Source organism: Falsiroseomonas frigidaquae (assembly GCF_012163145.1).
Taxonomy (GTDB): Bacteria; Pseudomonadota; Alphaproteobacteria; order Acetobacterales; family Acetobacteraceae; genus Falsiroseomonas; species Falsiroseomonas frigidaquae.
Genome location: NZ_JAAVTX010000002.1, coordinates 1 through 12,576 on the forward strand (window position 1 = coordinate 1; position 12,576 = coordinate 12,576).

Consider the following 12,576-nt stretch of genomic DNA (forward strand, 5'->3'; position numbering starts at 1 on the left):
CGTCCGCCAGGTCAAACCGCGCCATCCCAAGGCTCCCACCAATCAGGAGCCTTGAATCAACCTGGCCGCCGCGCCGCAAGCTTTATGAGTGCAGAGCCTAGACCTTTACCGAGAGAGTGATTCACCGCAACGGCGATGCCGCCTTCGCGGATCACGCTCTACGGCCCGCGCGGCGGCAGCGCCGGGGCTTCGGCGGGGCTCGGCTGGCGTTCCAGGCTGGCGAGCAGGTCGCGCATCTCAGCGATCTCACGCATCTGGGTCTCGATGATCCGGTCGGCCAGGTCGCGCACGCGGGGGTCGCGGATGGTGGCGCGGGTGCTGGTTAGCACGGCGATGGAATGGTGCGGGATCATCGCCCGCATCCAGGCCTCCTGCCCCACCGTCGCCTGGCTGCGGACCAGCCAGAGCGAGGCGGCGAAGACCACCACGCCGCCGGCCAGGATCGCCCAGTTGGCGCGGCGGTTCGGGTACATGGTGAACATGAAGCCCATCATGATCACGGCCATGGTGCCGCCCATCAGCAGCGCCATCCACAGCCGCGTCTGGCTGAAGGCAACGTGGTCCAGCGCCCAGGTGTTCAGGTACATCAGCCCGAACATGACGAGGGTGGAGGTCGCGATCATCGCGGCGAAGCGGCCATAGCCCATGGCGGCGGTCCTTCCGGTTCAGCCGAAGCTGAACGAGAGGCACCGCCGCGGGTTCAGCCGAAGGTGCCCACCTCATGCGCAATCGCCGCCGAGCATTCCCGCACCTGGGCAAAGAGCCCGGCCAGCGGGGCGAAGATCGCGGCGTGCTCGGCGGCGTAGGAGGCACCGCCGCGGCCCGGCGCGGGCTCGTGGAAATCCAGGCTGCTCGCCGGGTCCGGCCGGGCCGGGAAGACCTCCGCCAGCAGTGACAGGGCGCGATCGACGTCGAGCTGCAGGATGCCGCGGATCAGCGCCTCCCGCGTCGCGCCGTGGCGGGGGCTGAATTCGGGAATCTGCACCGCCAGCAGCCAGATGCGGTGGATCAGCGCCAGCCGCAGCGCATGCAGCAGCACCAGCCGGTCCGGCATGCGCGGCAATTCGGGCCAGGCGGCACGCAGCGCCAGGTGGTCCGACTGCAGATGCCGGAACATGCGCCGCACATCGGATGACAGGCCGAGCCGTTCCAGCGCGGCGGCCACATGCATCAGCTCCTCCCGCCTTCCGGGGCGCCGCGTCGCGCCGGCGCGGTCGAGCCAGGGGCCGGGGTCCAGCGTATCAACCCCGGCCCGCAGCACGCCGAGGTCGGAACAGGCCGCCGCCCGCGCCGCCATGGCGACGGCGCGGGCGAAGCGCGGACTGCGCGCCAGCATATCCGCGAAGCCATCGGGATTGGCGGCAACGGCGGCGCCAAGGCCGTGCAGCGTATTCGCCAGCCAGCCCATCTGGTGCAGGATGGCGTTGTTCGGGATGGCGCGAAGCTGGGAGGGGTGGGTGATGCGCGCCGGCCCGCCCATGTCGGATTGCCGCGCCGCCGGGCGCGAGCCGGTGCGGTCCAGCAGCCCCGGGCCGAAGGCGCCGAGCAGTGCGGCATAGCCCGGATCCTCCACCAGGATCTGCATCTCCCGCCGGATGGTGGCGAAGAAATCCGCGCCATAGTCGCTTTCCGCATAGATCGGGTCCGGCTCCGCCGCCGGCGGCGCGAAGGCGTGCTCGGCGATGCGAGCGATGGTCGCCGCGGCCAGGGCCGGGGTGCCGAACAGCAGGTAGCCATCGCCGCCCTGGAAGCTGCTTTCCTCCCGCAGCTTCAGCCCGGCCCGCCCCAGCGCCGCCCGCGCCTGGGGCGGGGATAGGTAGTCGAGGCGATCCGCCAGGCTATCCGGGTGCCCGCCGCGGCCGATGCTCTCGCCATGGGTGTCGAAGAGCACCAGCTCGATCTCGGACAGGCCGTGCCGGCGCAGCTGGTCGGCCAGGCGCAGCTTGAGGCGTTCCGCCAGGTAGCTGGCCGGCAATTGCCCGACATAGCGGCCGGAATCCGAATAGCCGAATTGCAGGCACAACCGGCCCTGGGCGCGCAGGTAGTCGCGGAAGAAGGGGCTGCGGAGTGCCTCCTCCACCACCTTGTCGCCACGCTCCAGCGCCTCCGCCGTCTCGAACAAGGGCGAGATCTCGACATGGCGCGCGATGCCCAGACGCTTCGCCAGCCAGAGCGCGCCGAGCAGCGTGTAGCCGCTTTCCGTCTCCGCGATCAGGAAGCGCACGGGCTGGGAGGCATCGATATGTTTGGTGATCTGCGCCACCGTCATCATCAGCCGCACGGCGGAGGCCTGTTCGGCCAGCAGCGCGCCGAAATCGACAGGCTGGGCGGTGACCTCCGCCAGCGCCGCATTCACCTGCGCCAGCAGGCCGCGGCGGCTGGCCATGTCGTCCGGGCTGGCCGTGAGCCCCAGGCGCTGGCGCAGCGCATTGTGGATCTGGCTGGCGTTCAGCCTGGTGTGGGTATGCGCCAGGGCCAACCCATGCGCGGCGAGCCCCGCCCGCGCGGTGGCCAGGGTCAGCCGCGCCGCATCATCCGGCGCCGCGGCCAGGGCGGCGGGGAACAGGGCGAGCAGCGGGGCAGGGTCGACCAGCGCCGCCTCCCGATCGCCGATCAGCACCGCGGCGAAATGCTGCACCGCCTCTGGCACCGGGGTCTGGGGTGCCTCCGGCACGGGGGTCTGCGGCAGGGCTTCCAGCTGGCGGGCGACGGCGGCCTCGGCCTGGGCGGTGCGGGCGGCGAGCGGCGCGGCGCAGTCGCCGAGCGGGGCGAGCTGCGCGGCCAGGCGCTGCAATTGCAGGCGCTTCATGGTCAGGCGCAGGCCGATCGTGTCCCACCAGCCGATATCGGTGCGGCCATCCGTGTCGTAGCCGACCCAGGAACTCAGCAGGATCGGCGCCGGCAGCAGCGCCTGCCAGCGATCCCCCCAGATGCCGCGCGCCGCCCGCAGCAGCGCGCCGTTCAGCCCATCCAGCGCATCCCGCCCGCGCTGGATGGCGGCGACGGCCTGGACGAATTCCTCGGTGAGCGTCGGCGCGGCGGGGCGGTGCGACAGGCCGGCGGGGAAATCGGCGTCGGAAGCCGCGGCGGCCACGGCGGCGCCGGTGCCGGGGGGCAGGGAGAAGGTGGGGTGGGCGGTGAAGACGGCGGCGAAGCGGGGACGCTCCACAACCTCCCGATACGCGGCGAAGGGCACCGGGCTGTCCTCCGGATCCGGCCGCACCAGCCGGGCGGCCAGCGCATCCAGCGTGCCGGCGCCGCGATCCAGCCCGACATAGGCGGCCAGCCGCCGGGCGCGGTCCACGGCGGCGGTATCGGCGAGCCGCGCGATCAGCTCTCCGATCGCGGCCGCATCCAGCCGCCCGTCATCCAGCCGGCGGCTGATGGCGAGCGCGATGAGCAGGACAGGATCGCCGAAGGGGTCGGTCGCCGCGGCCTCCCGCGCCTCCCGCAGCCGTAGCAGGAGTTCGGAGATGGTTTCGCCGATGCGGTCCGCGTCACGCGGCGTGGCGAGGGGGCGGGGTTCGGCGGCGAGCGCCTGTTGCGTCCGGTCCATGGTGCGGATGCTGCACCTGCGAAGGGGCCGGACGCCAGCACGGAATGCGGCGGCGGCTTACAGGCCGCGCAGCACCCCGCAGACATGCGCGACCTGCGCCTCGGTCAGTTCCGGGAACATCGGCAGGCTCATCACCTCCCCGGCCGCGCGGGCGGTCTCGGCGCAGCCGGCGGGGCCCATCGGCGTGCGGCCGCGATAGGCGGGCTGCAGGTGGACGGGCGCCGGGTAGTGGATGGCGGTGGCCACGCCCTCCGCCCGCAGGCGGGCCATCAGCGCGGTGCGGTTCGGCACGCGCAGGACGTATTGGTGATAGACATGCCCGGCATCGGCGCGGCGCACCGGCGGGGCGATCGGCCCACCGGCCAGCGCCGCGTCATACTGCGCGGCGATCTCCGCCCGGCGGGCATTGGTGGCGTCGAGGTAGGGCAGGCGTACGCGCAGGATGGCGGCCTGGATCTCGTCCAGCCGGCTGTTCACTCCGATGGTGTCGCTGATGTAGCGCTCCTTCCAGCCATATTGCCGGATCGCGCCGATGCGGTCGGCGAGTGCCGCATCATCGGTGGACATCACGCCGCCATCGCCCAGCGCGCCGAGGTTCTTGGTGGGGTAGAGCGAGAAGCAGGCGGCATCGCCCATGGTGCCGACCTTGCGGCCCGCGAGCGTCGCGCCATGCGCCTGGGAGCAATCCTCGATCACCATCACGCCGTGTTCCCGGCAGGCGGCGAGCATCGGCTCCAGGTCGCAGGACTGGCCGTAGAGGTGGACGGGGATGATGGCGCGGATCGGCGGCAGGCCCGGCGGCGGATCGTTCAGCACGGCGACGAGTTCGTCGGCATCCATGGTGAAGGTGTCCGGGTCGATATCGACCAGCAGCGGCGTCGCGCCCACCATCTCGATCGCCGCCACGGTGGCGACCGCGGTGTGGGAAACGGTGACCACGGTGCAGCCGGCGCCGATGCCCATGCCGCGCAGCGTCAGCATCAGCGCATCCGTGCCATTGGCGCAGCCCACCGCGCGGGCGGCGCCCTGCCAGGCGGCGAATTCCTTCTCGAAGGCCGCACCCTCGGCGCCGAGGATGTACCAGCCGGAGCCGAGCGCACGCAGCGCGGCGGCGTCGATCTCGTCCTTGTGGGCGCGGTAGCCGGCGCCGGGGTCGGCCTGCGGCACGGTAAGGATGGGGGCGTTCATGGCGGCGTTCCCTGGTATGGGCGGGATCAGGCGATGTATTCGGCGAGGCGCGGGCGGTACCATTCCAGCGAACGGCGCAGCCCCTCATCCACCTCGATGCGAGGCCACCAGCCGGTGGCAGCGCGGAAGGCACGGTCGTCGGCGGCATAGCTGCCGATGTCGATCTGCGCCCGGTCGGCCGGGAAGGTCTTGGTCACGAAGCTGCCCTGGCCGCCATTGGCGGCGATCAGGCGCTCCGCCAGTTCATGCAGCGAAAGTGGCGGCGGACCACCGATGTTGAAGACCTTGCCGTTCACTTCCGGTCTGGAAGCCTGGAGACCCGCGCGCAGGAAGGCATCCGTCACGTCGTCGAGGTAGGTGAGGTCGCGCAGCTGCTCGCCGCCCCAGACCTCGAATGGATCACCCTCCAGCACCCGGCGGATCCAGATGCCGAGGAAGGTCTGCTTGGCGTCCTTGATGCGCAGGCGCGGCCCGTAGCAATTGGTCAGGCGGAGGGATACCACCGGGCGGCCATGCACCCGGTTCTCCAGCAGCCAGTACTGCTCGCCGGCCCATTTGGACACGCCATTGGCATCCGGCGGGTTCACCGTGTGCTTCTCATCGACCGGCAGGTATTGCGGGCGGCCGTAGAATTGCCGGGTGGAGGCATGCACCACGGTGGCCTTCGGCGCCGCCTCCCGCATCACGCCGATCAGCCGCACCTGCGCCACGGCGTTGATGGCGATGTCGGAGACCGGGTCGCGCTGGCCGCCCATGTGGCTGGTCTGCGCCGCCATGTTGAACAGCACGTCGATGCCGTTGCACAGGCTGTGCAGTTCCGCGTCGCGGATGTCGCCGCGCACCAGCATCACGTTGCTGCCTTCGAGGTTGAGCGGGTTGGCCCCGCCCTCCGGCTCCATGGCATCGAGCGCCACCACGCGGGCGCCCTCCGCCGCCAGGGCATGGCACAGGCCGCTGCCGAGGAAGCCGGCGCCGCCCGTCACCAATACGCGCTTGCCGCGCCAGCCATCCATCTTCGTGACTTCCTCAGTTGCGTCGCCTCGCAAGCCCTCTCCCCCGCTTATGGGGGAGAGGGCTTCAACTCCTATCCAGCCTTGCCGAGCCGCTGTCCGGCATACCGCGCCGCCCGAATCGGGCGCCACCAGGCCTCATTCCCGAGGTACCAGCGCAGCGTGTGCTCCAGGCCGCTTTCGAAATCGTAACGCGCGGTCCAGCCCAGCACCTTTTCCGCGCCGGACGGGTCCATGGCGTAGCGGAAATCATGCCCCGGGCGGTCCTTGACGAAGGTGATCAGCCGCTCCCGCGGCCCGGCCGGGTCCGGCCGCAGCCGGTCGAGCACGGCGCAGATGGCGCGCACCACGTCGAGGTTGCTGCGTTCCTGGCGTGGGCCGATGCAGTAGGTGCCGCCGGGCTTGCCGGCCTGCAGCGCGGCCAGGCACAGCGCCTCCGCATGATCCTCCACATGGATCCAGTCGCGGATATTGGCGCCGTCGCCATAGACCGGCAGTGGCTGGCCCTCCAGCGCGTTCAGGGAGACCAGCGGGATCAGCTTCTCGGGGAATTGCCACGGCCCGTAGTTGTTGGTCGTGTTGGAGACGAAGCTCGGGAAGCCGTAGGTGTGGTGCCAGGCCCGCACCAGATGGTCGGACGCCGCCTTCGACGCGCTGTAGGGGCTGCGCGGGTCGTAGGGGGTGTGCTCGTCGAACGGCTTCGCATCCAGCGTTTCCAGGCTGCCGAACACTTCATCCGTGCTGATGTGGTGGAAGCGGAAGCGGGCGCGGGCGGCCTCGGGCAGCGCCGACCAATAGGCGCGCGCGGCCTCCAGCAGCACCTGGGTGCCGACGACATTGGTGCGGATGAACTCGGCCGGGCCGTCGATGCTGCGGTCCACATGGCTTTCCGCCGCCAGGTGCATCACTACCTCCGGCTGCCATTGCGCCAGCACGGCGGCCATCGCCTCCACATCGCAGATGTCGGCCTTGACGTGGACATGGCGGGCATCGCCACGCGCGGCGCCCAGCGCCTCATGGCTCGCGGCGTAGGTTTCCTTGTCGACATTGACCACCACGTGGTCGGTGGTGGCGATCAGGCGGCGGACGACGGCGGAGCCTATGAAGCCCAGGCCGCCGGTCAGCAGGATGTTCATGCAGGCTCCTCGGTCGGCATCACTATCGCGGCCGATTGCGGCAGTCGCGCGGCCAAGCGCGGGCGCCGCGAAGGCCGTCCGCGCAATGTTCCCGCAAAATGCCCGTCGCGGGCGCCGAGGTCGAGAGGGCCGGGCGGAGACGATCCGTCCCGAGGTCACCCGGCGGCGCAGGCCCCAAGGCGCCCTGGTGGCGCAGGCCCCGGGGCGCCTCGACGGCGCAGGCCCCGGGATGCCTCCGCGGCGCGGGCCTCAGGGCGCCTTGGCGACGCCGGTGATCTCCACCTTCCAGCGCGGATCGACCAGCGCCGCCTCGATGGTCATGCGGGCGGGCTTGGCGGCGGCGTCCAGCCAGGCATCCCAGGCGCGGTTCATCGCCGGCGCGTCCTTGATATCGGCCAGCACGATGGTGACGCTGAGCAGGGCGCGCTTGTCCGTGCCGGCCTCGGCCAGCAAGGCGTCGATCTGCGCCAGGATGTCGGCGGTCTGGCCCTCGGTATCCAGCGTCGCGTCATCGGCCACCTGGCCGGCGAGCCAGATCAGCCCCCCACCCACCACGGCGCCGGACAGGCGCTGTTCTTCCGCAATGCGGCGTATCGGCAAATCATCCTCCCCTGAACCAGGCCGCGATCCGGCCGGCGCCAGCCTGTCACGCGTGCGGCACCGCTGGAAGCCGGTCGTTGCCGTCGGTGGCGCGCCTCGGCCACACTGATGGCGGAACGGGAAATTCACCAAGTAATTCCAGGTCAAAAAAATTGCATTATACGAGAAATGCAATTTTATGGACAATCCTCGTCAAATCGGCGTGCCTCTTTCATTTTCGATGCTCTTGCCGTGGCGGCCGACACAGCCCGCCGGTAGGATGCTGTCGAACCCTGGCACCGGAATTCTGCAGGATGCTGGCATGATCGACTTGGCGTGTATCCTGTTCAGCAGCGGGCTTTGCCTGCTGGTGGCCTTCCGTGCGGTGCAGCTCGACCGGCTGATCCCGTGGTTCGGCCTGCCCGGCGCCGCCGCCGAGGCGGGCGCGGTGCCACGAGGGACCGCGGCGCAGCGCCAGGGCCGGCGCACCCGCGCCACCCCGCGCGCCACTGGTGCCGAGGAGCCGGCCGCCGCTTCCCCTGCCCCCGCCGCGCGTCCGGCCAGCACCGGCTGGAGGGCGCGCATCGATGCTCCGTAGCCTCTATCTCATCTTCGTCTACTGCGCCTTCCTGGGCCTGGGCGCCCTGGCGCCCTTCGTGTTGAGCCTGGGCTATGTCTGGGTGGACACCTTCCGCCCGCAGCAGATCGCCTACATCCTGCTCAACCAGTTCCCGGTCTCGGCCTTCATCGGCGCGCTGGCGATCGGCGGCTACCTGGCGGCGGATCGCCGGTCCCCGGCCCCCTTCGGCATGCATGCCGCGCTGACCCTGCTGTTCGCGGGCTGGATCACGCTGACCACGGTGCAGTTCGCGGTGGCGCCCGAGGCGGCCTGGGACAAGTGGGACTGGGCCTTCAAGACGGTGCTGTTCTCCGCCTTCATCCCGCTGGTCTTCCGGTCCCTGGTGCAGATCGAGGCCTTCATCGCCACCTATGTGTTCGCGGCCGCCATCCACTTCCTGCCGACCGGCCTGAAGACCATGATCAGCGGCGGCGGCTACGGCATGGGCCTCGGCGTGGTGCAGGGCAATTCCGGCTTCGGCGAGGGCAGCACCCTGGCCGCGGTCGCGCTGATGCTGATTCCGCTGGTCTTCTACCTCCGCAAGCACGGCACGCTGATACCCCGCTCGCCGCTCACCGATGCGATGTTCATCGGCCTCGCCGTGGTGATGGTGGCCTGCGCCATCGGCACCTATGCGCGCACCGGGCTGATCGGGCTGATCGTGCTGGCCGGCGCCATCTGGTTGCGCTCGGACCGCAAGATCCTCGGCCTGATCGTGGGCGCCATAGCGGCGCTGGCCATCACGCATTTCACTTCGGATGACTGGAACGAACGGGTTTCCACCATCAACGAATTCCAGACCGAGGATTCGGCGCTTGGCCGCATCCTGGTCTGGCAATGGACGCTCGGCTTCGTCTCCGAGAACATCTTCGGCGGCGGCTTCCATTCCTACCAGATCAACGAGATCACCTTCCCCGGCAACGCCCAGTTCCCCGAAGGCGTGGTGACGCGCGGCAAGGCCTTCCACAGCATCTATTTCGAGGTGCTGGGCGAGCATGGCTGGCCGGGCATCGCCCTGTTCCTGGGGCTGATCCTGACCAGCTTCCTGTCGCTGCAGAAGGCCGCGCGGATCGGCCGCCGGACGCCCGGAATGGAGAAGGTGAAGGACCTGGCCTTCGCGCTGCAGGTCTCGCTGGTGGTCATGCTGGCCTGCGGCGCCTTCATCGGCGTCGCCTTCCAGCCGATGCTCTGGTACATCTTCGCCCTGTCCTCCTGCACGCTGCATTACGCCCGGCGGGCCAGCGCCGCGGTCGCCTCCGGCGATGCGGAGGGCGCGGCGGCGCGCCAGGGCCGACCCGCCCGCACCCGCCCTGCCGTGGCCACCCGGCTGCGGGCGCAGTGACGGCAGATTGGCCTTGGCAGCAGCGCAGCCCGTAAGGGCCCTCACCTCCGTCCGCGGCATCGCCGCCTGGTTCGTCGTGGTGTTCCATTTCCGCGAGGCCCTGCCCGCCGCCACGCCCGGCTGGGTGCAGCTGGCCGCGGCGCATGGCTACCTGGCGGTGGACCTGTTCTTCATGATGAGCGGCTTCGTCATCGCGCTGAACTACGCGAGGCAGTTCGAGGGTGGCGCCGATGCGCGGGGCCTTCTCACCTTCTACGGCTTCCGGCTGGCGCGGATCTATCCGCTGCACCTGTTCATGCTGCTGGCCTATCTGTCGGTGCCGGCGGCGCTCGTTCTGTTCTCCCGCAGCGGGTTGCCGGAGGCCGGGTTTGATCCCGAATATTATGTGGCCAGCCTGCTGCTGATCCAGAATTGGGGAATGTTCGACGAGCTGCGCTGGAACATCCCGGCCTGGTCGATCAGCACCGAATGGTTCGCCTACCTGGTCTTCCCGCTGCTGGTTCTGGCCATCACCCGGCGGCTGCGGACCGCCGGCGCGACGCTGGCGCTGCTGGGCGGGCTTCTGCTGCTGCTGGGCGGCGTCACCTGGTGGCAGGGCGGTGGCCTGGGCAGCGACATCCCGCGCTTCGGGCTGCTGCGCTGCGTCATCGAATTCGGCATCGGCATGTGCATCCACCGGGTCTGCGCCCTGCGGGGCGGCGCGCCCGCCGCCGGCCCCGCCTTCGCGCTGGGTGCGCTGCTGTGCCTCGGCTCCGTCGCCTTCGTGGCGGATTACCTGCTTGCGCCGCTCGGCTTCGTGCTGCTGATCTTCCACCTGCTGGACGGGCGCAACGGCCTGGCGCGGCTGCTGGAGAATCGCGGGCTGGAATGGCTCGGCCTGGTTTCCTACTCCACCTATCTCAGCCACTACCTGATCAAGGTCTGGGTGAAGTTCCTGCTGGAAGGCCGCGGCTTTCCGGAGGGGCTGCCCCTGCTGGCCTATCTGTTGGCGACGCTGGCTGCCTCCGCCCTGCTGTTCCACCTGGTGGAGAAGCCCGGCCAGCGCTGGGGCCGGGCGCTGGTGCTGGCGGCGGGGCAGCCGGTGGGGCGGCTGCGGCGGCCCTGAGGCCGCCCGTTTTCAGCTCGCGGGGCTCAGCACATGGATGACGCGGCTGGCCACCATGTCCCGCACCTTGGCGCCATAGGCCTTCATATGCGGCGCGGCGCCATGCGCGGCCAGGGTCTCGGGGCTGGACCATTTCTCCACCACCACGAAGCTGTCCGGGCCGATCGCGGTCTGGATCGGGCCGATGCCGTCGGCATCGATCGCCGGGCCGTATTCCAGGCAGCCTTCCTCGGCCAGCACGGCGGGGATGTTGGCGCGCATCTCGGCCAGCACGGCGTCCCGCATGCCGGGCTTGGTGGTGATGAAAGCAAGGACGTGGATCATGGCAGCGTTTCCCCTGTTGCAGCCGCCAGCAAGGCAGCCCCGCGCCGTGGCGTCAATCAGACCAGCCCGCCATTCACATGCAGCACCTGCCCGGTGATGTAGGCAGCCCCCGGCGAGGCGAGGAAGGCCACCGCCTGGGCCACATCCGCCGGCGTCCCGAGCCGGCCGAGCGGGATGCGCGACCGCACCGCATCCCACTGCGCCGGCGTCATGGCGGAATGCCCGGCCGCGTCCTTCTGGGTGAAGCCGGGGGCGACCGCGTTCACCGTGGTGCCGCTGGAAGCCGCCTCCACCGCCAGGGCGCGCACCAGCGCCTCCACCCCCGCCTTGGCCGCGGCGGTGGCGGGGAACAGCGTGGCATCCGTGCGGAAGACATGTGCGACGAAGGATGAAATGGCGATCAGCCGTGGCGCATCCCCCGCCGCCAGCACCGGCAGCGCGGCGCGCGCCAGGCGCAGGAAGGCCCAGAGCACGGTGTCCATCGACTGCGCGAAGCCGGCATCGGTCAGCGCCGCCACCGGCGTGCGGTCGGCGAAGCCGGCATTGGCCACCACCACATCCAGCCCGCCGAAGCGCGCCTGCGCCTGCGCCACCAGCGCCGCCGGCAGCGCCGGGTCGGCGATGTCGCCGAGCGCCACCTCCGCCAGCCCGCCCGCCGCGCGCACCGCCTCCGCCGTCCGCGCCGCGCCCTCCGCGTTCTTCCGCGTATGCACCAGGATGGCGATGCCCGGCCCGGCCAGCGCCCGGCAGCAGGCGGCGCCGATGCCGCTGGCGGCGCCGGTGACGAGGATGGTGCGGGGGCGGTCTGTCATGCGCGGGCTCCGGTCGAGGCGCGGCATGGTGCCGCTGCCGGGCGCGGCGCGACAGCCCCCCGGATCGTCACTGTTCCTCCGCGCGGGACTGCGGCAAAGGTCGCGCGACGCCGAAGAAGGATGTGCCCGGATGATTCCGATCGTGGACCTGACGGGCAAGCGGGGCCTGGTGGTGGGCATCGCCAATGGCCACAGCATCGCCGCCGGCTGCGCCGGGGCCTTCCGCCAGGCCGGGGCGGAGCTGGCGCTGACCTATCTGAACGACAAGGCGCTGCCCTTCGTGCAGCCGGTGGCGGAGGGTCTGGGCACGGCGCTGCTGCTGCCCTGCGATGTCCGCATCCCGGGGCAGCTTGAGGCGGTCTTCGACCGCATCGCAGGCGATTGGGGCCGGCTGGACTTCCTGCTGCATTCCATCGCCTTCGCACCGCGGGAGGATCTGCACGCCAGCCTGGTGGATTGCTCGGCGGAGGGCTTCGCCATGGCGATGGACGTGTCCTGCCATTCCTTCATCCGGATGGCGAAGCTGGCGGCGCCGCTGATGACGGAGGGTGGCAGCCTGATGACGGTCAGCTTCTACGGTGCCGACCGGGTGGTGGAGAACTACAACCTGATGGGGCCGGTGAAGGCGGCGCTGGAATCCAGCGTGCGCTACCTGGCAGCGGACCTGGCGCCACGCCGCATCCGCGCCTTCGCGATCTCGGCCGGCGCCATCCGCACCCGCGCGGCCTCGGGCATCGACCGCTTCGATGACCTGCTGGACCGGGTGCGGGCGCGCACGCCCTCGGGCCGGCTGGTCGGCATCGAGGATGTGGGGCGGATCGCCGCCTTCCTGGCCAGCGAGGCGGCGGCGCCGATGAGCGGGTCCGTCGTGCATGCCGACAACGGCGCGCATACGGTGGCGTGAC

General features: G+C 70.7%; 12 protein-coding genes. 4 read left to right on the top strand and 8 right to left on the bottom strand.

Translation table 11 applies throughout. The features are described 5' to 3' along the window. Nucleotides 1–158: 158 nt before the first annotated feature. The 6 genes from HB662_RS04490 to HB662_RS04515 all read right to left on the bottom strand — a co-directional run bounded on the left by HB662_RS04490 (nucleotide 159) and on the right by HB662_RS04515 (nucleotide 7,490). Entirely contained in the window at nucleotides 159–647 is a 489-nt protein-coding gene (locus HB662_RS04490) for a DUF305 domain-containing protein (RefSeq protein ID WP_168047660.1), read from the bottom strand. Nucleotides 648–700: 53 nt separating this feature from the next. Next, nucleotides 701–3,556 (bottom strand): phosphoenolpyruvate carboxylase, encoded by a 2,856-nt coding sequence (locus tag HB662_RS04495; protein WP_168047662.1) that lies wholly within the window; start codon nucleotides 3,554–3,556, stop codon nucleotides 701–703. Nucleotides 3,557–3,613: 57 nt separating this feature from the next. Beyond that, complete coding sequence (locus HB662_RS04500) at nucleotides 3,614–4,744, bottom strand: DegT/DnrJ/EryC1/StrS family aminotransferase (protein ID WP_168047664.1); 1,131 nt, start codon at nucleotides 4,742–4,744, stop codon at nucleotides 3,614–3,616. A gap of 26 nt (nucleotides 4,745–4,770) precedes the next feature. After that, nucleotides 4,771–5,757, bottom strand: a complete 987-nt coding sequence (locus tag HB662_RS04505; RefSeq protein WP_168047666.1) for an NAD-dependent epimerase/dehydratase family protein — start codon at nucleotides 5,755–5,757, stop codon at nucleotides 4,771–4,773. A 71-nt stretch (nucleotides 5,758–5,828) separates the two neighbouring features. Continuing rightward, nucleotides 5,829–6,890 (bottom strand): dTDP-glucose 4,6-dehydratase, encoded by a 1,062-nt coding sequence (gene rfbB / locus HB662_RS04510; protein ID WP_168047668.1) that lies wholly within the window; start codon nucleotides 6,888–6,890, stop codon nucleotides 5,829–5,831. A gap of 249 nt (nucleotides 6,891–7,139) precedes the next feature. Continuing rightward, the gene (locus HB662_RS04515) at nucleotides 7,140–7,490 is read right to left on the bottom strand and encodes a RidA family protein (RefSeq protein ID WP_168047670.1); all 351 of its coding nucleotides are present in this window, start codon (nucleotides 7,488–7,490) and stop codon (nucleotides 7,140–7,142) included. Between the two features lie 301 nt (nucleotides 7,491–7,791). Here HB662_RS04515 and HB662_RS04520 point away from each other — a divergent pair, with 301 nt between their 5' ends. Genes HB662_RS04520 through HB662_RS04530 form a run of 3 tightly spaced genes read left to right on the top strand, consistent with a single transcriptional unit; the run spans nucleotide 7,792 to nucleotide 10,535 of the window. Next, nucleotides 7,792–8,067, top strand: coding sequence for a hypothetical protein (locus tag HB662_RS04520; protein WP_168047672.1), 276 nt, complete (start codon nucleotides 7,792–7,794; stop codon nucleotides 8,065–8,067). Then, nucleotides 8,057–9,430 (top strand): putative O-glycosylation ligase, exosortase A system-associated, encoded by a 1,374-nt coding sequence (locus HB662_RS04525; protein ID WP_168047674.1) that lies wholly within the window; start codon nucleotides 8,057–8,059, stop codon nucleotides 9,428–9,430. The genes HB662_RS04520 and HB662_RS04525 overlap by 11 nt, the downstream gene beginning before the upstream one ends. A gap of 13 nt (nucleotides 9,431–9,443) precedes the next feature. Beyond that, the gene (locus tag HB662_RS04530) at nucleotides 9,444–10,535 is read left to right on the top strand and encodes an acyltransferase family protein (protein WP_168047676.1); all 1,092 of its coding nucleotides are present in this window, start codon (nucleotides 9,444–9,446) and stop codon (nucleotides 10,533–10,535) included. 12 nt (nucleotides 10,536–10,547) lie between these two features. On the opposite strand, the gene HB662_RS04535 is transcribed toward HB662_RS04530, so the two are convergent. Next, on the bottom strand, nucleotides 10,548–10,859 hold the full coding sequence (locus HB662_RS04535; RefSeq protein WP_168047678.1) for a putative quinol monooxygenase: 312 nt from the start codon (nucleotides 10,857–10,859) through the stop codon (nucleotides 10,548–10,550). Between the two features lie 56 nt (nucleotides 10,860–10,915). Beyond that, nucleotides 10,916–11,671: an SDR family NAD(P)-dependent oxidoreductase gene (locus HB662_RS04540; RefSeq protein ID WP_168047679.1), complete on the bottom strand. Its 756-nt coding sequence runs from the start codon at nucleotides 11,669–11,671 to the stop codon at nucleotides 10,916–10,918. A gap of 130 nt (nucleotides 11,672–11,801) precedes the next feature. Here HB662_RS04540 and fabI point away from each other — a divergent pair, with 130 nt between their 5' ends. Further along, the gene (fabI, locus tag HB662_RS04545) at nucleotides 11,802–12,575 is read left to right on the top strand and encodes an enoyl-ACP reductase FabI (protein WP_168047681.1); all 774 of its coding nucleotides are present in this window, start codon (nucleotides 11,802–11,804) and stop codon (nucleotides 12,573–12,575) included. The last annotated feature ends 1 nt before the right edge of the window (nucleotide 12,576 follow it).